The sequence below is a fragment of the Maritalea mobilis genome, assembly GCF_004363175.1.
Lineage (GTDB): Bacteria > Pseudomonadota > Alphaproteobacteria > Rhizobiales > Devosiaceae > Maritalea > Maritalea mobilis.
In genome coordinates, this window is the sequence record NZ_SNYR01000002.1 from 462,460 (window position 1) to 482,882 (window position 20,423).

Sequence of the window (20,423 nt, forward strand, 5' to 3'; positions counted from 1 at the left end):
ATTTTAGGGGCAGACACCCCTAAAGCTTTTTCGCTATATCCAAATAAGCTTTAGCTTCGATGCTGTCCGGCATTGTAGCAACAACAGGTTTACCGCTGTCAGAATTTTCCCGAATGGCCATCTGTAGCGGAATACCGCCCAAGAATTTCAAGCCCAATTCGCTGGCTGTATTCTCCGCGCCGTGGTCACCGAAAATATGATGCTGACTGCCGCAGTTGGGGCATTCAAAATAGCTCATATTTTCGATCAAGCCCAAAATGCGAGTTTGGGTGCGGGCGAACATGTCAATGGCTTTGCGGGCATCGATCAGCGCCAAATCTTGTGGCGTTGACACGATCACGGCGCCAGTCAATTCTACTTGCTGCACCAAGGAGATGTGCACATCGCCTGTGCCAGGTGGCAAATCGATCACCAATAGGTCCAATTCGCCCCAATCGGTTTCGCGCAGCAATTGCTTGAGTGCTGAGCTGGCCATTGGGCCGCGCCACATCACCGCCTGATCGCCTTCCAGCATTGACCCGATGGACATGACTTTCAAACCATAAGCTTCGTGCGGGGCGAAAATTCCATCTTCGCGCACCGCTGGTTTGCCTTGCAAACCCAATAGCTTAGGGATGGATGGACCGTAAATATCCGCATCCAAAATGCCGACCTTTTTGCCCTCATGAGCAAAGGCCAGAGCCAGATTGACTGCTGTGGTGGATTTGCCCACACCGCCCTTACCGGAGGCAACAGCGATCACGGTTTTCACGCCTTTAACAGGCTCTTTTTGAACGGTTGGTTTGGGTTGTCCGGCTTTTTGCGCCTTTTGCGCAGCGGCCTTGTCGCTGGTGAGCGACACCATGGCTTTTTTGTCGCCTGCGACGCTGGCCACAGCTTCTTTCGCGGCATCAACAATCGGCTTAAACGCCGCTTCCATGCCGGGTTGCACGGTGATCGCGAAGGCCACCGCGCTTTGCGTTACGATTATGTCAGATAGGCCCGGATATTGCGAGAGCACGCCCCCGCCTGGCACATTGATGTTGCCCAGTGCATTGCGCACTGATTGTTCCAGCGCCTTATCTGACATAATATATTCCTTCGATCCTTAAAGGATTGATTGTCCTGTTGATTTCCAGTCTTTGACGAACGCGTCCAAGCCCTTGTCGGTCAATGGATGTTCAGCCAATTTGCGGATCACCGCTGGTGGAATGGTCGCCACATCAGCACCTGCCAGCGCGCTGTCGCTCACATGGTTGGCAGAGCGGATAGAAGCCGCAAGAATTTCGGTTTCAAAGCCGTAATTGTCATAAACGGTGCGGATATCTTCAATCAGTTGCATGCCATCAAGATTGATGTCATCCAAACGGCCGATAAAAGGTGATACATAAGTTGCGCCAGCTTTGGCAGCCAACAGCGCTTGGTTCACGGAGAAACACAAGGTGACGTTGGTTTTAACACCTTTATTGGTGAAATAGCGGCAGGCTTTCAAGCCTTCCATGGTCAAAGGCAGCTTGATCACCACATTGTCAGCCAAAGACGCAAGATAATCGCCTTCTTTCACCATGCCATCATAATCTGTGGCGGCCACTTCGGCTGAAACTGGACCTTCAATCAGGTCACAGATTTCTTTCACCACTTCAATAAAGTCACGGCCAGATTTGGCAATAAGGCTTGGGTTGGTGGTCACACCATCCAAAAGGCCAGATTCATTGAGTTCTTTAATGTCAGCCACTTCGGCTGTATCGACAAAAAATTTCATAGGTCACCTGATCGACGTTAGGAACATTGTTGATGGGCCTTGTCTCACACTTGTTTAGCTATTCGCAAGGGCTAAAGCCGCGCAATCGGCCAATATGTCGCGAACCCTAAATTATTTTTACCAAATGATCAAAAATAAAATGCTTGTTTGTATCCTCGCTCCCCGATAGCACAGAAACATGGCGGCATTTTCGTTACATCCAGATTGCAAAAACTGCGTGGCATTTTGCTGCGTAGCCTTCGCCTTTGATCAGGGCGACCATTTTGATTTTGATAAAACGGCAGGCGTTGCCTGCCCAAACCTCCTGCCCGATCATTATTGCCGCATCCATGCGCAATTAGATCAAAAAGGGTTCTCAGGCTGCGTGCGCTATAATTGTTTTGGCGCTGGGCAGCGGGTGACGCAGGAGATTTACGCAGGCAAATCTTGGCGTGATCATCCGGAACTGGCTCAAGAGATGTTTGACGCTTTTTCCAAAGTCGAAAAACTGCATGGCCTCATCTCCATGCTTGAAGCGGCCCAAAAACTCAATCTTCCTGAACTGCTAGAGCAACAACGCGCCGCGCATCAACACAACCTTGAATCACTCTCCATCGCACCGGCAGACCTCAAACAACTTCCCCTTGATCAATTGCGCCGAGAGGTTGCGCAATTCCTCAGCAGTTTGCGGCAAAAGGTTTCACCTGAGGCCCTTAGCGATAAAAGTTGAATGACGCCACGCACACTACGTCGGCTCCCCAACGCCTCCTAAGCTAACCCCTTAAAATATATTATTTTTTAAGCGCAAGACCTCCAATTTCAAAAATATTCTTGATTTTTATGACGACTGGTCTATATAAAATACTATGAACACGAATGAGAATGCGACGCGCCGCAAGCGCAAAGGCGAAACGACAAAATCGAAACTGACTGCAATTGCGATGGATTTGTTCCAGCGCAAAGGCTTTGCGGCTGTGGGTTTAAATGAACTTTGTAGCGCGGGTGATCTGCCTAAGGGGTCGATTTATTATCACTTCCCCAAGGGCAAAAACGACATTGCCATTGCTGTGGTTGAACAAGCAAAGCAGGAGATTGGCGAAGGCATTCGGCAAGCTGGCGCTGCGAGTGACAGTTTAGACAGTTTTATTGCTGCATTGGTACAGGGCTTTGCCCAAAATCTGGTGCAGTCAGACTACGAAAAGGGCTGCCCCGTTTCCACCTTGGCGTTGGAGTTGAGCGCGCAGGAAGCTGAGATTGGCGCGGCCATTTCCGCTTGCTATGCCCACTGGCAGAGTCTGGCGGCAGACCGATTTGTTGCCTTCGGCATGGACGAACAGAAGGCAAATGACTTGGCGCAATTTAGTTTTTGCGCCCTTGAAGGTGCGTTGATTTTGGCACGCACGCAAAAATCGCTGCATCCGCTGGATCGGGTGCAGCACCATTTGAGTAACTATCTAAAGTAAGGCGTATCCCATGAAGAAGAGATATATCTCGGCGCTCGCCGCCGGGGCAATTGTGCTGACCATTGGCAGCTTGATCACCTATCAAACCTGGCCCCGCACCATTGAAGGACCGCGTGAGCCGATGGAATTGATTTTAGAGTTTCCACCTGCCCCGCAGAACAGTGAAATTCGCATCTCACAATTCTCCACTGGCCACAATATTTCACCAGAGGCTTTGATTTATACCGGCGGCAATTTCTTCGAACAGCACCAAAGCGTTTATTCCGGTTTCGTGGTCGAACATCCGCAATCCACGTTTATATTAGAAGGCGGTATTGGCACCAATATTGCTCGCGAACATGCCGACAACTTTGATTTTTTCTATGAAAATCTGTTTGCTTACACTGCGACGGAAACCGCCAAAGAATTGCTGGCGGCGAATGGGAAAAGCCAGAGTGACGTGGATTTCATCGCCCTCACCCATTTGCATTGGGACCACGCGGCCATCATCCCTGACTTTTTAGACACACCGATTTTGGTGACGGAACATGAGCTGAATGTGGCGCGGGAAGAAGCGGTGGAGAACCAATCCTATTTCCAAGAATATCTGATCAATCCGGAAACCGAGTGGGAGTTTTTGGAATTCACTGATGGCCCTTATGGCCCGTTTGATAAATCCAAAGATATGTTTGGGGACCAAACGGTGATTGCCGTGCCGATGGCTGGGCACACAGCAGGCAGCATGGGCTTTGTTGTGACAGCAGCAAGCGGCAAGCGCTACTTCTTTATCGGCGACACAAGCTGGTCAATCGAAGCCATTGAAAAGGCGCATCCACGCTTGCCATTCGCTGAGAACATTGTCGACCATGATGTTCCGATGGTGCACGACCAGCTTTGGTTGTTGCAGCAAATCATGAAGGCCAATCCCGACCTGATGATCGTGCCCACCCATGATGGCAATGTGGTGAAGCAGATCAGCGCTTACCCGGCATTTGAATAGGCGGTTTCATGAAACAAGTTGCAGAAAACGTATTTCAAATCCCGCTCATGCCGCGCAACAGCATCAACTGCTATGTGATCGATGATGTACTGGTGGATGCTGGCATCAAAAGCTCAGGCAAAAAAATCCTTAATGCAATAGAGGGGTATCAAATCAGCAAACATGCGTTGACCCACGCGCACGCTGATCACCAAGGTGCCAGCAAAGAAATCTGCATGCGCCTTGGCATCCCCCTGCTTTCCTCAGAAATTGAACGCGAGAATGCCGAGAGCGGATATGCCACGCGCAATTATCCGGATCGTGACGGGTTAATTGCGAAATTTCAGCAAAAATTCTGGGCGGGGCCCGGTCATCCAGTCGACCAAACGCTGAAGGAAGGCGATATGGTCGGCAGCTTCGAGGTGATAGACACGCCCGGCCACGCGCCTGGTCACATCTCATTTTTCCGTAGGCATGATGGCGTTTTGATCGCGGGCGATGCGTTGGTCAATATGAACTTACTGACCACCAGAGTTGGATTAGGTCTTCCCCCTGCCGCCTTTACCACAGATCAGCAGCAAAATATTCGGTCCATCAAAAAGCTGCATGCCCTTAGACCGAAAATCATTTGTTTCGGCCATGGACCCGTGCTGCGCGATATGGGTAAGTTCGACGCTTTTGTCCGTAAGTTGCCTTAAGTTTTGGGGCGCAACTTGTGCCCCAAACTATCATTTTAGTAGTTGACCCTATTGTTAGACAGTCGCTAAATTTTCAAAACATCATTGGTTTCAAGTGCCAATCAAATTGATTGGCCGCAACCCCTGCAGCATTTCATTACTGCATGTCTAATTTGGTATCGCAACAATGAGGCTGCCTATGTCTAACCTCCAGTTTGAATGGCAATCTGTTCGACAGTTTAACGGGCTGCAACTTTTCGCAGCTTTCGCCATTCCAAGCGCAATCGCATTTGCCGGGTTTCACGTCATTTTGCCTGCGATCTATGCATCTGACGTTCCTGCAATTGTCGCCTGGCCCACCATCGCGAGCATCATGTTGCTTGGGTTCGCCGGTGCCGCTGTGTTTTTGATGAAGCGGGAAGCTGATGTGCTGGGCATTTCACTGAAGGCCCGCATGTGCCTCAAACCATTATCATTGAAGCAGTGGGGATTTGCGATCGGGCTTTTATTGATCGGCGTCGCTGCTGCAGCTGGATTGGGCAGTGCAAGCCAGTTCTGGAGCAACGCGACCGGATTGAACGCGCCTGACTATTTTCCCTTCTTCCTCGACCCATCGATCGATCCCATGTCGACCAGTTCGTCAAAAATGACGCCGGATTTTTACCTTAAAGGCGCATATTGGCTGATCGGGTTGATGTTGATTACGCTTGGTCTCAACATATTGGTGGAGGAACTCTATTTTCGCGCATGGCTGTTGCCGAAGATGCAATTTCTCGGCGGTGCTTCATGGGTGGTGAATGGGTTTGGCTTTGCGTTTTATCACACATTCCAATTGTGGCTTTTGCCGCAAATTCTACCGCTTAGCCTGTTTATGGCCTTTGTCGTTTATAAAACGCGCAGCATCTGGCCCGCTTTCGCCATCCATTTGGTTGTGAATAGTCTGACGGTTGCCGCCATGATTTTGCTTATCGTGGCATAAACAAAAAGGGCGCCAAAAGGCGCCCTCATTCAGTCGGTTTAAGCAGAGTTTAGCCCTCGCGGGTGACTTTCACCAATGCATCGGCAAATTGATCAATTTTATCGACGCCGAGGCCAGCAATGTTCATGCGGGAATTGCCCACCATATAAACACCGAAGTCTTTTTTGAGCTGCTCCACCTTGTCTTGTGAAATGCCGAGCAAGGAGAACATGCCGCGGTGTTCGGCCAAGAAGTCGAAGTCGGCGCTGTTGGAGCGCTGACGCATGGCTTCGGCCAATTTTTCGCGAATGGTCACCATGTGGTTGCGCACTTGGCTCAATTCTTCTTCCCACTCTTTGCGCAAGGTGTCATCATTCAAAATGATCCGCACGATTTCTGCGCCGTGATCAGGTGGCATAGAATAGTTTGCGCGGGCAGCGCTGAGCAATTGTGAGAAAGTGATGTTCGCCACCTCTTCATTTGCGCCGATAATCATCGCACAGCCAACACGCTCGCGGTATAGCCCGAAGTTTTTGGAGCAAGATGCAGCAACGGCCATCTCTGGCAAGGTGCTCGCCAATTTGCGTACGCCATAAGCATCAGCTTCCAAGCCATCGCCAAAGCCGAGATAGGCAATATCCACCAGCACAAATGTGCCGGTTTTCGCGACGATTTCTGTCACCTTGTCCCATTGTTCATTGGTCAGGTTGGCGCCCGTTGGGTTGTGGCAGCAGCCATGCAGCAGCACGATGTCGTCGGCTGTCATTTTTTCCAACGCAGCGCACAGCTCGTCGAATTTCACTTTGCCGGTTTCAGCATCGAAATAGGGGTAAGTGGCTGTTTTCAATCCCGCAGCTTGCATCAATGGCACGTGGTTTGGCCATGTCGGGTCTGACAGATAAACGGTCGCGCCGGGCTTCGCCACGTCCAACAGATCAGCGATCAGGCGCAGAGCACCAGTGCCGCCAGGTGCTTGTGCGCCGCGTACGCGGTCGCGAGAAATTGAGTCACCCAAAACGAGGTCGATCATAGCATTATTGAAGCCAACATTGCCGGCCATGCCAACATAGGTTTTGGTGGTTTGCTCTTTCACCCGACGATCTTCCGCTTTGGCGACAGCGGTCATGATCGGGGTGTTGCCTGTTGCGTCTTTATAAACGCCCACGCCAAGGTCAATCTTGCTGTCGCGCTCATCAGCTGCGTATTCAGCAATCAAGGCAATAATTTTATCTTGCGGGGCGGGTTTTAAAGTTTCAAACATTGTCTTTCCAACTTTTGTGGGTTCGCTTTGTTCGCTGCACTTTGGTAGGCGCTTATCGTTTCACGTGCAAGTGATTTGCATGCGATTTCACCCGTTTGGCAAGATAGATTCCTTATCCATTCGACGCATAGGACCTATCATTTTGCGACCAATTCACCGCTTGAGCCGAAATTTCACCTTTTTCGCCCTCACCTTGGCATTGATGACCCCACAGGCGTGGGCGCAGAAACTGCCGCACAGCCACACCGCGATGGGCACAAATCTTGTACACTCTGTTGAACTGATTGACCCCACCCAGCGTTATCAGCATTTTGTGTTGGGCGATCAATTTGAGGCGGCTGGTTTTCAGGTCCATTATCCCGATGGCACAAAGGCGATATTCAACTTGCCTGCCACCGAGGTTTTTGAAGACCGCATTCCGCGCCTTGTGGATATTACAGGCGATGGCGTTGAAGAACTGATTGTGGTGCAAAGCCATATTCAAAAAGGTGCGTCGCTGGCGATATACGACCTTGCACCAAGCAATGTTTCCCTGCTGGCGCAAACGCCCTATATCGGCCAATCCAATCGCTGGCTGAACCCAGCAGGCATTGCCGATTTTGACGGTGATGGGCGGGTAGAGATCGCTTTGGTCTCCAAGCCACATTTGGCCAAAGAATTGCAGCTTTGGCGCTTTTCTAAAGGCAAGCTCTCATTGGTTTCGACACATGTGGGCTTTTCCAACCATCGCCTCGGCTCTCGTGAGCAACAGCTTTCCGCACAGGCTGATATGAATGCAGACGGGGTTACTGATTTAATTGTGCCCGGCCCCAACCGCAAAAGTTTGCATATGATCAGCTTTGCAAATGGATTTGAGGTGTTGCGCACGGTTGAACTCACGGGCGAAATTGCAGGCCCGGTGTCATTAAATGATGGCAAATTGCGTGTCCCTCTCCGCTCCGGCAGAACTGAGATTTTTCAGATTTTCTGAGCCCTTGTTGATGGTTACACTGACCTCTGGTCAAACCAATTGATTTGTTGCACTATGCCGCATCCAATTTCGCGCCAAGGCGCGCAAAACCAAAATATCTAGGGAGACACAACGTGCCGATTATCAATCGTATCGCAGAATTTCATGATGAGATTACCGCGTGGCGACGCGACTTTCACGAACATCCAGAGCTTTTGTATGATGTGCACCGCACCGCGGGCAAAGTGGAAGAATTGCTCAAAAGCTTCGGCTGTGACGAGGTTGTTTCCGGCATCGGCCAAACCGGCGTTGTGGGCATCATCAAAGGCAATAAAGACAGTTCAGGCAAAGTCATCGGCCTGCGCGCCGATATGGACGCGCTGCCCATTCATGAGCAAACCGACAAGCCTTATGCGTCTAAAACACCGGGCAAAATGCATGCGTGCGGCCATGATGGGCACACCGCCATGTTGCTGGGTGCTGCAAAATATTTGGCCGAAACCCGCAATTTTGACGGCACAGTAGCTGTAATCTTCCAACCTGCGGAAGAAGGCGGCGCGGGCGGCAAGGCCATGGTTGATGATGGCATGATGGACCGTTTTGGCATTCAAGAAGTGTTCGGCATGCACAATTTCCCCGGCATTCCGGTGGGCGAATTTGCCATCCGTGAAGGCGGCATTATGGCGGCTGCGGATATGTGGAACATCAAGGTTACTGGCGTCGATTCTCACGCTGCCATGCCGCACAAATCAATCGACCCGATTGTTGTTGCATCGCACATTGTTTTGGCGCTGCAAAGCATCGTGGCCCGTAATGTGGACCCGGTTCAATCTGCTGTGGTGTCCACCACCATCATTAAGGGCGGTTCGGCCCACAACATCATCCCGATGCATGTTGAAATTTCTGGCACCGTGCGTGCGCTCGATCCAGATGTGCGTCTGCAGGTGAAATCTCGTCTGATTTCAATTGCTGAAACTGTGGCGGCAGGCTTTGGCGCCAAAGCGGACGTTGAGTATAATGACGGCTATCCCGTCACCATGAATGCGCCAGACCAAACAGTATTTGCTGTGAATGTCGCGCAAAATTTGGTGGGCGAAGATCGCGTCGACGCGAACACTGAGCCGAGCCTTGGCGGGGAAGATTTTTCTTTCATGTCGAATGCGCGCCCGGGTGCCTTTATCTTTGTCGGCAATGGCGACACGGCCGGTCTGCACCAAGACCAATATGATTTTAATGATGATGTCATTCCCTATGGCTGCTCCTACTGGGCGCAGCTTGTGGAAACGGCAATGCCAAGCAGCTAAAAGAAAGCCCCGCAACTGCGGGGCTTTTTTATTTTGCCGGTGCGGCGGTGTGCCCTTTTGAAAAATAGGGCAAAGCGAACAAATATAATCCGCTGATCAGCAACAGAGCTAAAGGCAATAGCGGCAGATAATAGACCCATTGTGCGGGTTCTTGCCCTAAGCCGAGGGTGAGAAATATTCCCCCGACAATTAGGGTGAATGCCAGTGAAATCCAGCGATGAGATGTTCGAATAAAGCGGTTCAGTTTCATTGAGCCTCCTCCTGCTCTGGCTGTGCCAACACATTTTCCAATTGATTGAAGAAGTTTTGCCACCCGTGGCGGGCACCGTGAAAGGCTTGGTTTTGATCTGGCTTGAAGCCTTCCTGCTCCATGCGCAAAAGCGTGCCGTTTGCTGTTGGCTCCAACGTCCATGTCACCACGCTTTCCAGTCCATAAGCTTCCCAGCTATAAGCAAGTCGCTTTTTTGGCTCCACTTCCAGCACTTTGCAGTCCACCGCGCCCCACTCAGCCTTAAACTGGAATTTGTGGCCAAGATCTGGCGCGAAGTCAGACTGCATCAGCCATTCCTGAATGAGATGAGGCTGGGTCAGTGCCCGCCAAATTTTCTCCGGCGCGTGGGCCATTTCTCGCTCCACCACAACGGTACGCACATCACTCATTGATCCATCCTTGTTAGCAACGCATCCAAATCATCAAAGCGGCTCTGCCAGAACTGGGTCATTTGCTGCGTCCAGTCGGCAAGCGGCGACAGCGCTTCCAGCTTGGGCGTATAATGGGTTTGCCGCCCGTCCACTCGCCCCTCCACAAGCCCGGCCTGTTTCAACACGCCGAGATGTTTCGACACAGCTGGCTGCGACACCCCTGCCCGCTTGGTGAGGTCCACCACCGTCTGATCGCCCTTTTGGCACAATTGCTCAAAAATCGCGCGACGAGTTGGGTCTGCCAATGTTTTGAACAGCACATCATGATTTAGTTGGGTTTGGGTCATAATTCATAACTCTCCAGTTATGTTTTAATTCATAACTACACAGTTATGAATTGTCAAATTATTTTTGAAGTCGGAGTTTGCTTATCGCGGCGGCCCGGTCTGCCTTGGTTTTCACCACCAGAAATTTCTCAGGATGGAGATGCATATCGCGCATAATGTTGGGGCGGGTTTGGCGCTTAAAGTTCCAAACCAGTTTCAAATGGCGCAGCGCCAGTTTGTATTCAGGACAATCTTGGGGCAGTTCCGGACGGCTTTTAAATAGATAAGGCAGGTTGCGCATTAACGCGCGAGCATATGCAACGGGGCGAGACACATCGAGAAACACAATGATGTCCGCTGCCTGTCGCACTTGTGCGGAAACGCCCTCAATGATCCAGTCAGGCCGCTCAATCAGCTCTCTTTCCAATCGAGTGCGTTGATCAGGCGGTGTTTTTTGCCAACCCGCCTGCCAAACCACTTTGTCCAGTCCAAACACCGGCAAACTGATCGCGTTGCCTAGCTCTTTTGCGAATGTGGTCTTGCCCGCTCCTGAATTGCCGGTGACATGGATTTTCATGTCACGGGATCGAGCGGCTGCCCCGTATCAAAATAGGCAATCAGATTGTCCACCACTTGTGCGCCCATTTGCTGGCGCGTCACGTGGGTGGCGCTGCCTGCGTGGGGGGAGAGCACTACGTTTGGCAAGTTGCGCAAGGTGTCTGGCACATGCGGTTCGTTTTCAAAAACGTCCAATGCTGCGCCGCCCAGCTTGCCTTGTTCAAGCGCTGCGATCAGCGCTGCCTCGTCGACAATGCTGCCCCTGGCGATATTGACGAGAAAACCTTCAGGCCCCAATGCATCGATCACATCAGCATTGACCAACTTATCCGTTTCTGCGCCACCGGGGGCGATGATCACCAGCCAATTCACATGGCTGGCCATTTGGGTGAGATCGTCAAAATATCGGTAGAGATTATGTTGGTCCGTACGGCCAAAATAACTAATATCCATATCGCAAGCTTCGGCGCGTTTGGCGATGGCTTTGCCGATCCGGCCTAGCCCTAAAATGCCCAGCTTTGCTCCGGCCAGCTGCCCAGTCAATGGCGCACGCTTTACGCTTGGCCAATGGCCATTGCGCACCATCTCATGATTTTTGGGGATGCGGCGGGCCAAGGCGATCATCAAACCGAGCGTTAGTTCCGCCACAGCAGCGTTCAGTCGGTTTGGCGTGTTGGTGACAATGATATTGCGCGCCTTTGCGGCGGCAACATCAATATTGTCGTAGCCCACGCCGAAATTGGCGATGATCTTCAGGTTTGGCAGTTTATCCATCAATTCTGCACCGATGGCACCGCCACTTACCCCGTCAATTTCAGTTGCATGTTTGGCCAAAAACGCATCTTTATCGTCTGCTTGGTCCATGCGGAATAAGTTGAAATGCTGGTCCATCAATTGCAGGCAATCTTGCGGCAACCCGCCCGCGATCAGAATATTTTTCATGAGAGCACCCATAGCCAGAATGAAATGGTGAAGACACTTAACAGCGTGCCGATCAAAACTGTTGTGGCGGCCACGTCTGTGCCGCGATTAAAGTAGGTGGAAAAGATATAGGCGTTGATGCCAGTGGGCATTGCCGCCAGCAGCACCACAATCCGCGCAATCTCCAACGGCACGCCCAACAACGGCACCAGCATCACATAGGCAAGCGCCGGATGGAGCAGATTTTTGATTAACGCCATGGCCAAAGCTGGGGCCCAGCTTGCGGAAAGTCGATATTGCGTCAACGCTGCCCCAAGGCCAAACAAGGCCGTTGGCAGCACCGCACTGACCAGCAATTTTGTTGCGTCGTCGAGAAACAATGGCAGCTGCAAGCCAGAAAGATTGAGCGCCACGCCGGACGCGATGCCGATCAAAAGCGGGTTGGTGGCGATGCGTTTCAGCGCGTCGCGCAATGCATGGCTGATGGGTCGGCCATCCCGGCGCGACATTTCCATGGTCAACATACCAACGCTCATCAAAGTGGGCGCATGGAAGCCGATGATCATATAGATCGTTGGCAGCGCTTCATCGCCATAGGCACGCTGAATGATGGGAATGCCCAGCAAAACTGTGTTGGTGAACAGCGCGGAAAAGCCGATCGCCACGGATACGCCGGGCCGTGCGCCAAATTGTGTGCGTGCCAAGATGATGCCCACCACAAAGCCCGTTAGCGCCGCGATGTAAAAGGGCAGAATCAGGTTGGGGTTGAGCGCTGAGGAAAAATCAATCGTCAGCATGGCGCGGAACAACAAGAACGGCGCGGCGAAATTGTTGGTGAAGGCGATTAGACCTTTAATGCCATCTTGCGGAAACGCCTTAAACCAGGTGGCGAAGTAGCCCAAACCCACAAGGCAAAATACCGGGGCGATAACATTAAAGATAAAGAGCATAAAGCAATCCGCGTCAGATGAGGCGCGGCGCTATTTTGCGAGAAACGCCTCCAAAGCCGCTTTGTCCGTTTCGTTCATGGACAAGCCCGCCTTTGTGCGCCGCCAGATGATATCGTCCAGCTTATCCGCCCATTCATGCTGCTGTAAATAGCGGACTTCTTTTTCGCTCAGATCGGGGCCAAACCATTGGCCAAGATCTTCATTGCTTTTTGCATTGCCCAACACGTCAAAGCTCGCATCGCCATAATGGCGCATAAAGCGCTCAATATGCCGCGCGCTCAAGAATGGATAGGTTTGCGCCAGTTTCTCCGCCGTTGCTTCAATTGCATCAATGCCGAACGCACCACCGGGCAGTGGCTCTTTGCCCGTCCAACCCGCATTTTGGTGCCATTCTGGGAAACGGGCTGCTAGTTTTTCAATCACTTCCTCTGCCAAATGGCGATAGGTGGTGATCTTGCCGCCAAAGATGGAGAGGATTGGTGCTGCCTCGCCCTCACCGCGCAGTTTCAGCACATAGTCGCGGGTGGTTTCAGAAGCGTTGGACGCGCCATCATCATAAAGCGGGCGTACGCCAGCATAGCTCCACACCACATCTTCTGGCGTCACGGGCTTTTTGAAATAGGCTGAAACGGCCTCGCACAGATAGGTGGTTTCTTCTGGCGAAATTTGGATGCCGCGCGGATCACCTTCAAAATCCTGATCGGTGGTACCGATCAGCGTGTAATCCATCTCATATGGAATGGCGAAGAAAATACGGCCATCTGGATTTTGGAAGAAATAGGCTTTGTCGTGCTCAAACAGCTTTTTCACAATGATGTGGGAGCCTTTGACCATGCGCACTTTTGCCTGGGTGTTCTGGTGAGTGACAGAGCGGAACACTTGCTCCACCCATGGCCCTGCAGCATTAACCAACGCTTTCGCAAAAATCACTTTTTGGCTGCCAGTTTGCACATTTTCCAAGGTGACTTCCCAGCCGCCCTCAACGCGCTTTGCATCCACCGCTTTTTGATATTTCTCAACCGTGGCGCCGCGCCGTTGCGCGTCAATCGCGTTGAGCACAACCAACCGATTATCCTGCACCCAGCAATCTGAAAATTCGAACGCGGTTGAATAATCATCTTTCAACACAGCGCCTGTTTGGTCGGTGCTCAAATTCACCGTACGTGCGGTTGGCAACCGTTTGCGGCCGCCAATATAGTCATAAAGGAAAAGCCCGGCGCGCAGCATCCATTTGGGCCGCAAGCCTTTGCGGTGGGGCAAAATCAGCCGCAATGGCCAAATGATATGTGGCGCGATGGACCAAAGGCGTTCGCGTTCGGTCAGCGCTTCGCGCACCAACGCAAATTCGAAATGTTCGAGATAGCGCAACCCGCCATGGATCAATTTTGTGGAGGCGGACGATGTGCCGCCGCCAAAATCGTCCATTTCGCACAGATAGGTTTTGATTCCGCGCCCCGCCGCATCGCGGGCGATGCCGCAACCGTTCACGCCACCGCCGATAATCGCTAAATCAAACTTTTCCATTGTGCCTATTCTCCCACCATCGGAAAACGATGGTGCGTTACGATCAGATCAATTTACTCTGACATAATGGCTTTGGGCGTATATGAAAAGTCTTTCTGGAACGGAAATGTGGGGCTTTGGCGATGTTTATTGACCAAACGTTCAATGTCTTGGTTCACCGCGCCATCGGTCAAAGCCATCAGATTTGGGTTGGCAATTTTTGACATATCGGCAGAAATATAGCCGCATTTGATGGCGATCATCTTTTCTTCTGCCACGTCCAAACCAAGCGCCGCCACGTCAGATGGCTCATGGAATGTTTGCCGTTTTTCGTTCAACACCGCGCGCACGCCGCCAATTTCCACCAGCGCCAAGCGCTGCCCATTGGCCAGTTCTGCCCGCCGCAAAATCGTGGCATCACCCTCAATGGTTGGGGAGTTTAGCGTGTCCAGCTCAGCGCCAATGCTCATATGCACTTTCGCATCCAAATCTGCTTCAAAGGCTTTGGCCACCGCTTTTGGCGCGCAAATGCCAATCACCAGCAAATCTTTCAGCTCGCGAGAGATGGCTTCTTTCAACACGTCCACACGATCGCCTACGCCACCGCCACCGGGATTGTCGCCGCTGTCGCAAATCACAATCGGGCCAGTTTCGATTTTTGACGCTGCGTCCAATGTTTCTGCCAACGGGGCTGCTGGCACACCAAAGGCAAAGTCTTCCCGTGCATCGAAATAAGATTGGGCAATATCTTCCGCCGCCTTTTTGATTGCAGCGTCGTCATAGCCGCACACAACGGCTGCCGCTGTGCCGCGAGCCACATCAGCCCACACATAGCCAACCATCAAGGATGCATCCAAAACGCCTTTACGCTTATCGATGTCCCACAATTGGGCGTAGAGCGATTTCGCTGGCTCATCAACGGTGCTGGTCTTTTCGCCCGGCAACAAAACGGGGATTGGTGCCCAGCAGACTTTAGGGCGTTTGCCGGTTTTCAACGCGTCGACCAAATAAAGGAATGCACGTTCGAAGGTCTCATAGGTATCGATATGTGGCGCGTGACGGAATGCAGTGAAAATGTCGAGTTGATCGATCACTTTCTGGGTCACATTGCCATGCAAATCATAGCTTGAGGAAATGATCACCTCGTCGCCCACCCGCTGGCGGATCGCTTCGAGAAAATCACCTTCCGCATCTTCCATGCCGGTCACATGCACCGCGCCATGCATGGCGAGATAGACCCCATCTAAAGGGCCTTCAGCCAAGGCCGCGTCGAGCGCGGCCAAGGTTTGTGCTTTAAATTCATCATAAGTTTTCGCCGCCACAGGCCCGCCGGGCGTTGCCCGTGCGTAAAACAAGGGCGCAATGTCCACGCCTTCATGGTCCAGAAATTTGAACAATTCATGCTTAAGCACATCGGCGCCGAGCATGATATTAAAGTTCTCTTTTGTCTGTTCCACACTGGTGTATGTGCTGCACTCTGTGTGCAAGCCTGCAACGGCAATTCTCATTATGATGTCCCTATTCTCTTGAAGGGTTTAATTGGGGAGGATTATAGACGTGGCAGCATTTTGCATTGTGCAGCAAAACGTGGCCAGTCCTTATTCTCCTTTTCCGTCCACCCAGCTTCAGCAATTGCATTTAAGCGGGGGAAAACTTGATGGTTGAACACTTGACGCGAAATCAAATGCTCTGACCAGATACAAGCTTGAACGCCCTTCAAGCGACCTTTCAAATGGTCCGGGAATTCACCAGCGGCTTCATAGGTGTAGGTTTTTTCTGGTGAGGCATAGCCCGCCCAAAATGCACCTGATTCCTGCCAAACTGGCGATTGTGCCATGTCGAGATAATAGGCTTGGCCCGGTGTCATCACCACGTCATAGCCCTGCTCCGCAAGCTCCAAGCCAACTTCTGGCTTTTGCCATGCAAACAGAAGCGTGCCGCCTTCTTTATCAATGCCGCCGCCGTGGGACACTTCATCCCAACCGCCGACAATTTTGCCTTTTTTGCGGATTGATTTTTGCACTTTACCCAAAAAGTGTGCTTGCAACTGCATGGTGCCGTTCAAGCGTTCTTCATTCATCACTTTTTGTGCTGCTGGAGATTGCAACCAAGAGTTCTCATCCACTTCATCACCCCCCACATGGATATATTTGGACGGGAACAGTTCGGAAATTTCTTCCATCACTGTTTCGATGAATTTGTACGTGGCTGGAATGCCCGGGTTGATGGCATTGTTTGGGTAGCCTTGGATAGAGCGGTAATTATCATCTGGCTCTTCAGGGTCGCGCAACTCAGGATAAGCTGCCAACACGGCGTTGCAGTGCCCCGGAATATCCAATTCTGGCATAATCTCAACATTGAGTGCCTGCCCGTGAATGATCAAATCCTTGATCTCTTCTTGGGTGTAGAAACCGCCTGTTGATTCATGGCCAGCACCCAATTGTGCAGGCATGGCATGGCCTTCGCCCATCACAGCCCCATCTTTGGTGAGGTTTGGATAGCCTTTAATTTCCACGCGCCAGCCTTCATCGTCAGACAAGTGCCAGTGGAATTTGTTCAGCTTGTTCCACGCCAAAATGTCGATGAAGCGAGACACTGCATCTGTTGGGTAGAATTGGCGAGACACGTCCAAATGAGACCCGCGCCATTCATAGCGTGGGGCATCTTTGATTTCGCCTGATGTTGGGAATTTGAACTTTGTCGGTTCAGCTTTTGCCCCGTCCATCATGTGCGACAGGGTGATCAAACCATAGTTCAAACCAGCCTTGTCACCATAGGTCAAAACAACTTCGTCTTTCGCGAACGAAAGCTCATAGGCTTCGCTGGCCAATGCGGCATTGTTCACCAAGGTCAATTTGCGACCGCCGGGCACATTTGTCAGGCGCAACCGGTCTGGCAATTCGTGCTTCAGACGTTTGGCCAATGCCGCCACAGTGTTGATCGCACGCTTTTCATCAGCGCTTGTGCCTTCAGCAGCGCACAGCACCACTGGTGGCGTATCAAAATCACCAACAGCAACATGGTTTGGCCATGGCACCACAGCAATTGGGTCAGTCAATTTGCCTTCTGGGACAAGATTGCCGGCAAATTCACTTGGGCGACCTTCAATTTGCAAGTCGCCGGCGTCCACATCCACATGAGACCCGTCCTCAAGGGTCACATAACCAGATTTTGGCCCGTCCATCCGGTGTTGGGCGTTGCTGGTTAGGTTTTGAACGGTGAACTCCCAAGTGTCACCATCTGCGATCACTGTATTTTCCAGTGGATCGAACTGGTGGAAATTGGCGAAGCGTTGCACGAAAGTGGCGTTTTCCACTTTCACGTCAGCTTTAACACGCATCAAACCTGTGTAGGACAATCGAAAATTTTTCAGGTCGGCGCCAGAAAGGTTCGTCAGCGCCAGCTTCATCTTTGCTGGCTCCTCCCCGTGGTCCACCCATGTGGCCTCAAGACGGAATTTTGGCGTTGACATAATATGTTCCTCTTAAATCTTAGGGATTGAAATCTGCAGATTTTCCCTAATAGTCTTCAGATTGTGCAAAGGTGCCGGCCAATTCCGCCTGCCCTGCGGTTAGCCCGCAATCCACAGGCAGACAGGCGCCTGAAATTGCAGCCGCAGCTGGAGACGAAATAAAGCTCACCACTTTTGCGATGTCGACAGGGTCCGCAACACGCTGCAAGGGATACCAGCGTTTTGCATCCTCAAATACTTGAGGATTTTTCTTGGCCCGTTCGTCCCATGCTTGGGTGCGCACGGTGCCAGGGGCAATCGCATTGGCGCGAATGCCATATTTGCCATATTCAACTGCCACCAAACGGGTGAAGTGAATAAGGCTTGCCTTCGCGGCGCTATAGCCTGGGTGCCCGAAAACGCCCAAACCATTGACCGATGCAATATTGGTCAACACGCCCTTATTGGCGATCAAATCCTGCTCGATGGCTTTGAAACATGCAAAGGCACCCAGCTGATTGATTTTAAAATCTTGTTGAAAATTCTCGACAGTGGCCTGCTGCAAGCTTTCCGCTGTGATGGCGCCCACATTGTTCACCAACAATGAAATTGCGCCCAGCGCCCGCCCAGCTTCCACCATTTTGGCGCGGTCATCCGCATCCAAAATATCGCAGATCAAGGCTTCGCCTTTGCCGCCCGCTTCGCGCACTTGGCGGATGGTTTCATCATTTGGTTCTTGCGCGATATCAAGCGCCAAAACCGCAAAGCCATCTTTTGCTAGCTCTACACAAATGGCGCGGCCAATGTCGCCGCCAGCGCCTGTGACGATGGCTGTTTTTTGTTGTGCTTGATCAGACACGATCTAATCTCCAAGTACTTGTGTATCGTCCTCATCGCGATAGGTCACCAATTGCCGCTTAATGCGGCGCAGCGGTTCAATCGCGCTGTCTTTGCGTCTGATCGCCACCAAAAAGGCGATCATATCAATCGCAGCCAAAAAGGCATATCGGGCAGAAGATGGGCGCAGCACGTCTGTGCCCTCAGGCAAATCCACCGCCAAACTCAATTCGCTGGCTTGCGCCACAATGCTCTTACCTTTGGTGATGCTCGCCGTTGCGGCCCCATAGCCTGCGGCCACTTCAAGCGCCCGCGCCATTTCGCGGTTTCGCCCAGAAATGGAAAGCCCGATCACCATATCATCTTCACCCAAGGTCGATGCGGTCATCAACTGCATGGAATGGTCTTCAGAAGCGGTGACCCGCACGCCAAGCCGGAACAAGCGGTTTTGCACTTCATGGGCAAATAGCGAGGAGTTGCCCCCCGAACCGAAAGCATAGACCATTTTGGCCTTCAAAATCTGGTCCGCAATTTGCTCAACACTCTGCGCGTCTACATTTTCATGCAGCACATGCAGGGTTGATTGTGCCCGTCCCATCACCGTGTCGATCACTTCTTGGGTGCTCGACACTTTGATTTCAGGTTCCAAATAGCGCGTGCCGATAAAGGCAGATTGCGCCAGCCGCACCTTAAACTCAGAGAATGAGTTGCAGCCCAGCCGACGGCAAAATCGAGTGACGGTTGGGGGCGACACGTCCGCACGCGCCGCCAATTCGATGATGGATGCATTCACCGCGAATTGTTTCTCTTCAAAAACAATATCTGCAATACGTTGTTCTGAGCGTGAAAGCCCGTCCCGTTCTTTTTGCAATGTGGCAATGATATCCGCCATTGATCCGCCTTTTGTTACACGCCTCTATTTACGGCTTGGATCAAAGGCAATGCAATCCACTTCAACCTTACAATCGACCATTAGGCTCGATTGTACACAGGCACGTGCCGGTGGATGCTCGCCGAAGTAGGATTTATACACGCCATTGAATGACCAGAAGTCGCGTGGATCATCTAGCCACACGCCTACGCGCACAACATGTTCCATGCCATAGCCAGCTTCCTCCAAAATGGCGATCAGGTTTTTGATGGCCACATGAGTTTGCTCAACAATATTGCCACCAACGATCTCGCCATCTACCATGGCCACTTGGCCGGAAACATGCAGCCAGCCATCGGCTTCAACTGCGCGTGCAAAAGGCAAATTTTGGCCGCCCGCGCCAGATTTTTCCGCCCCATAACGTTTAATCGTCATTGATCGTCTCCAAATTCTACAGCGATGTAAATTATTTTCTTATAGATTGACATATGAGCAGAAATAATCCAGTTTTTCTATAGGAATTTTAACAAAAATGAAAATTTTTTGCCGAGTAAAGTATCGTGACAGCAAGACAGAATCCTTTCGAAAAATCAGACAGTGCACGCCATCAAATTTGGGAAATGTTGGTGGATCGTGACATCAAAGCCTTTATCGCAGCCGATTGGTCAATGGTCGAAAATGACTTTGTAGAACAAGGCTTTATGGGCGTTCATGGACACAACACCGCCAACCCAGACCATTGGCGTTTGGCCTTCCCGACCCTTAAAGATTATGCAGATGAGTGGTTGCGTCAGGCTCACGATTTCCAAAAGGAATCGCAGGCAGGTGCCTTTGCTGGTGACCCGATGGACGCGATTTTCAGCGCAACCGTGCTCCGCGACATTGAAATTAATGGTGATAAGGCCATTGTGCACAAGAAATTTGATGGTCGCATTCCACGCGCTGATGGCACGAGCGATCGCATGTTGTGGCAAACTGTATATTACTGCGCCAATGTGGACGGGCGTTGGAAGATTACAGGTTTCACTGGCTATTTGCCTAATCCCATGGGTGGCGAAAGAGCTTAATTAACAT

23 protein-coding genes are annotated in these 20,423 nt (G+C 51.5%); 8 read left to right on the forward strand and 15 right to left on the reverse strand.

Features of this window, described 5'->3' with window-relative positions:
- Positions 1–19: 19 nt before the first annotated feature.
- On the reverse strand, positions 20–1,069 hold the full coding sequence (locus ATL17_RS10055; RefSeq protein ID WP_133572669.1) for an Mrp/NBP35 family ATP-binding protein: 1,050 nt from the start codon (positions 1,067–1,069) through the stop codon (positions 20–22).
- Between the two features lie 18 nt (positions 1,070–1,087).
- Complete coding sequence (gene fsa, locus ATL17_RS10060; protein WP_133570792.1) at positions 1,088–1,741, reverse strand: fructose-6-phosphate aldolase; 654 nt, start codon at positions 1,739–1,741, stop codon at positions 1,088–1,090.
- 178 nt (positions 1,742–1,919) lie between these two features.
- Between fsa and ATL17_RS10065 the strand changes: the two genes are divergently transcribed.
- From ATL17_RS10065 to ATL17_RS10085, 5 genes are all read left to right on the forward strand, one after another.
- On the forward strand, positions 1,920–2,450 hold the full coding sequence (locus ATL17_RS10065) for a hypothetical protein (RefSeq protein WP_133572670.1): 531 nt from the start codon (positions 1,920–1,922) through the stop codon (positions 2,448–2,450).
- Positions 2,451–2,586: 136 nt separating this feature from the next.
- Positions 2,587–3,183: a TetR/AcrR family transcriptional regulator gene (locus ATL17_RS10070; RefSeq protein ID WP_133572671.1), complete on the forward strand. Its 597-nt coding sequence runs from the start codon at positions 2,587–2,589 to the stop codon at positions 3,181–3,183.
- A gap of 10 nt (positions 3,184–3,193) precedes the next feature.
- The gene (locus tag ATL17_RS10075) at positions 3,194–4,162 is read left to right on the forward strand and encodes an MBL fold metallo-hydrolase (RefSeq protein ID WP_133572672.1); all 969 of its coding nucleotides are present in this window, start codon (positions 3,194–3,196) and stop codon (positions 4,160–4,162) included.
- 8 nt (positions 4,163–4,170) lie between these two features.
- Positions 4,171–4,839: an MBL fold metallo-hydrolase gene (locus tag ATL17_RS10080; RefSeq protein WP_133572673.1), complete on the forward strand. Its 669-nt coding sequence runs from the start codon at positions 4,171–4,173 to the stop codon at positions 4,837–4,839.
- Between the two features lie 178 nt (positions 4,840–5,017).
- Positions 5,018–5,797, forward strand: coding sequence for a CPBP family intramembrane glutamic endopeptidase (locus ATL17_RS10085; RefSeq protein ID WP_166638993.1), 780 nt, complete (start codon positions 5,018–5,020; stop codon positions 5,795–5,797).
- A gap of 49 nt (positions 5,798–5,846) precedes the next feature.
- Here the strand turns inward: ATL17_RS10085 and ATL17_RS10090 are convergent, their stop codons facing one another.
- Positions 5,847–7,037, reverse strand: coding sequence for an amino acid aminotransferase (locus ATL17_RS10090; protein WP_133572675.1), 1,191 nt, complete (start codon positions 7,035–7,037; stop codon positions 5,847–5,849).
- A 142-nt stretch (positions 7,038–7,179) separates the two neighbouring features.
- On the opposite strand from ATL17_RS10090, the gene ATL17_RS10095 reads away from it, so the two are divergent.
- Together ATL17_RS10095 and ATL17_RS10100 are read left to right on the forward strand one after the other, a co-directional pair.
- A complete protein-coding gene (locus ATL17_RS10095) occupies positions 7,180–8,007 on the forward strand; it encodes an FG-GAP repeat domain-containing protein (protein WP_133572676.1) in 828 nt (275 codons plus the stop codon).
- A 113-nt stretch (positions 8,008–8,120) separates the two neighbouring features.
- A complete protein-coding gene (locus tag ATL17_RS10100; RefSeq protein ID WP_133572677.1) occupies positions 8,121–9,290 on the forward strand; it encodes a M20 aminoacylase family protein in 1,170 nt (389 codons plus the stop codon).
- 28 nt (positions 9,291–9,318) lie between these two features.
- Here ATL17_RS10100 and ATL17_RS10105 read toward each other — a convergent pair whose 3' ends face one another.
- From ATL17_RS10105 to ATL17_RS10160, 12 genes are read right to left on the reverse strand one after another with little or no spacing between them, the layout of a single operon-like run.
- A complete protein-coding gene (locus ATL17_RS10105) occupies positions 9,319–9,540 on the reverse strand; it encodes a hypothetical protein (RefSeq protein WP_133572678.1) in 222 nt (73 codons plus the stop codon).
- Positions 9,537–9,950: an SRPBCC family protein gene (locus ATL17_RS10110; protein WP_133572679.1), complete on the reverse strand. Its 414-nt coding sequence runs from the start codon at positions 9,948–9,950 to the stop codon at positions 9,537–9,539. The genes ATL17_RS10105 and ATL17_RS10110 overlap by 4 nt, the downstream gene beginning before the upstream one ends.
- Positions 9,947–10,279 carry an ArsR/SmtB family transcription factor gene (locus ATL17_RS10115; protein ID WP_133572680.1) on the reverse strand — a complete coding sequence of 111 codons (333 nt, stop codon included), beginning with the start codon at positions 10,277–10,279 and terminating at the stop codon, positions 9,947–9,949. Before ATL17_RS10115 ends, ATL17_RS10110 begins: the two co-directional genes overlap by 4 nt.
- Positions 10,280–10,337: 58 nt before the next feature.
- Positions 10,338–10,835 (reverse strand): P-loop NTPase family protein, encoded by a 498-nt coding sequence (locus ATL17_RS10120; RefSeq protein WP_133572681.1) that lies wholly within the window; start codon positions 10,833–10,835, stop codon positions 10,338–10,340.
- On the reverse strand, positions 10,832–11,758 hold the full coding sequence (locus ATL17_RS10125; protein WP_246028682.1) for a 2-hydroxyacid dehydrogenase: 927 nt from the start codon (positions 11,756–11,758) through the stop codon (positions 10,832–10,834). The genes ATL17_RS10120 and ATL17_RS10125 overlap by 4 nt, the downstream gene beginning before the upstream one ends.
- On the reverse strand, positions 11,755–12,687 hold the full coding sequence (locus ATL17_RS10130) for an AEC family transporter (RefSeq protein WP_133572683.1): 933 nt from the start codon (positions 12,685–12,687) through the stop codon (positions 11,755–11,757). Before ATL17_RS10130 ends, ATL17_RS10125 begins: the two co-directional genes overlap by 4 nt.
- A 30-nt stretch (positions 12,688–12,717) precedes the next feature.
- On the reverse strand, positions 12,718–14,211 hold the full coding sequence (gene glpD / locus ATL17_RS10135; protein WP_133572684.1) for a glycerol-3-phosphate dehydrogenase: 1,494 nt from the start codon (positions 14,209–14,211) through the stop codon (positions 12,718–12,720).
- Positions 14,212–14,264: 53 nt separating this feature from the next.
- Positions 14,265–15,698, reverse strand: a complete 1,434-nt coding sequence (locus ATL17_RS10140) for a M81 family metallopeptidase (protein ID WP_133572685.1) — start codon at positions 15,696–15,698, stop codon at positions 14,265–14,267.
- A gap of 41 nt (positions 15,699–15,739) precedes the next feature.
- Positions 15,740–17,662, reverse strand: coding sequence for a beta-N-acetylhexosaminidase (locus tag ATL17_RS10145; protein ID WP_133572686.1), 1,923 nt, complete (start codon positions 17,660–17,662; stop codon positions 15,740–15,742).
- 46 nt (positions 17,663–17,708) lie between these two features.
- A complete protein-coding gene (locus ATL17_RS10150) occupies positions 17,709–18,500 on the reverse strand; it encodes an SDR family oxidoreductase (protein WP_133572687.1) in 792 nt (263 codons plus the stop codon).
- A 3-nt stretch (positions 18,501–18,503) separates the two neighbouring features.
- Positions 18,504–19,370, reverse strand: coding sequence for a MurR/RpiR family transcriptional regulator (locus ATL17_RS10155; protein WP_133572688.1), 867 nt, complete (start codon positions 19,368–19,370; stop codon positions 18,504–18,506).
- 24 nt (positions 19,371–19,394) lie between these two features.
- Positions 19,395–19,784 (reverse strand): RidA family protein, encoded by a 390-nt coding sequence (locus ATL17_RS10160; protein WP_133572689.1) that lies wholly within the window; start codon positions 19,782–19,784, stop codon positions 19,395–19,397.
- A gap of 185 nt (positions 19,785–19,969) precedes the next feature.
- Between ATL17_RS10160 and ATL17_RS10165 the strand changes: the two genes are divergently transcribed.
- Complete coding sequence (locus tag ATL17_RS10165; protein WP_246028709.1) at positions 19,970–20,416, forward strand: hypothetical protein; 447 nt, start codon at positions 19,970–19,972, stop codon at positions 20,414–20,416.
- Positions 20,417–20,423: the final 7 nt, after the last annotated feature.